The following is a 1,285-nucleotide window of genomic DNA, read 5'->3' as shown; positions in this document are numbered from 1 at the left end:
GCCGGCTTCGGCAACAAGGGCCGCTATCTGGAAGTCCCGATGGCGGACGAGCTGAAGATGCTCAAGGTGCACTGCGAGGCGGTGCTGCGGCTGACCCCGGCCGCGAATGGTGGCGCTCCACCGCGTACGAGCCGAACAACGGCTACGCCTCCACCTACGCAGTCTCCGAGGTGATGGTGCGCCCAAGCTGGCGCAAGCAGGGAATTGCCGACCGCCTGCACGAGGCGCTACTCAAGGAACGTACCGAAGACCTCGCCGTGCTGCTGGTCGACGTCACGCACCCCAAGGTCCAAGTCCTGTACGAAACATGGGGATACGCCAGAGTCGGCGAGCAGCAACCGTTCGCCGACTCACCGGTGTACGCGGTTATGGTCAAAGACCTTCGGGACTGAGTCGCCGTCAGCCAGTGACAAGACGGCTGTCGAACCCCGCCCGCACAAGTCGCTCGTAAGCGCCATACACATCCGCTGGCACTTCCTGCTCGACGGCGAAGCCGAGCTTCGGATACTCGATCACCCGTTGCAGATCACCCACCAGCATGTCCACGACGAGCTTCTCGTCGCCGATGGACTTGATGTAGTCGTCCAACTCCAGCGGCTCGGAGGCACACACGACATCCACCTCGGGCCACAGCTTGCGGCAGGTCGCGTACGAACGGCGCTCCATGTACGGCTTGGAGATCAGCAGCAGCGACTCGACCCCGATGCCGGCCTTGGCCAACAACTCGCGGGAGAAGGTGATGTTCTGGCCGGTGTTGGCTGCCTTCGAATCGACCAGGACCGCCTCTTCCGGCACGCCCAGGCTCAGCGCGTGCTCGCGGTAGTGGACGGCTTCGCCTCGCGGGAAGCGTGCCCGGGTGGTGGGGCTGTTGCCGCCGCTGAACACCACGACCGGAAAGAGGCCGACGCGGTACAAATCTGCTGCCGCGGTGGCCACACCGAGATCGTGGCTGCCCAGCCCGATCGCCGCCGAGCACGGGCGCGGACTGTGGCCCATCTGGTGATGGTTCCAGATCAACATTGCGTCGTGGAAGGCCGTATGAGAGCCTCACCCAGTCCGACTCCAAGCAATGGCAGGTCCAGTCCGGCAGCGCCCTCGCCGGAGACGACGCCAAGACCGACCCCTACCAGGTGTCCCACAACGCCTGGATCGCGCTGACCGTGGCGGTGGACCATCTCCACTGCTTCCGCTCTACGTTCGCGGACGACCTGCGGGACAACTCGGCGTCGATCACGCTCCACATCCACGGGCAGTACTCACTGCTGCGCGGCGCCTTCGAGAACAG

3 protein-coding genes are annotated in these 1,285 nt (G+C 64.9%); 2 read left to right on the top strand and 1 reads right to left on the bottom strand.

Translation table 11 applies throughout. The features are described from left to right. The coding region (locus tag AB0N17_RS46770) for a GNAT family N-acetyltransferase (RefSeq protein WP_366017742.1) at nucleotides 1–392 on the top strand (392 nt) is incomplete at its 5' end. A gap of 7 nt (nucleotides 393–399) precedes the next feature. Here AB0N17_RS46770 and AB0N17_RS46765 read toward each other — a convergent pair. Beyond that, a complete protein-coding gene (locus AB0N17_RS46765) occupies nucleotides 400–996 on the bottom strand; it encodes a YdcF family protein (RefSeq protein WP_366017741.1) in 597 nt (198 codons plus the stop codon). Nucleotides 997–1,019: 23 nt separating this feature from the next. Here AB0N17_RS46765 and AB0N17_RS46760 point away from each other — a divergent pair. Next, on the top strand, nucleotides 1,020–1,285 hold a 266-nt coding region (locus AB0N17_RS46760), incomplete at its 3' end, for a hypothetical protein (RefSeq protein WP_366017740.1).

This window comes from Streptomyces sp. NPDC051133, assembly GCF_040682635.1.
GTDB lineage: Bacteria > Actinomycetota > Actinomycetes > Streptomycetales > Streptomycetaceae > Streptomyces.
Note: the sequence above shows the minus strand (reverse complement) of the source record. Positions and strands in the feature narration are given on the sequence as shown.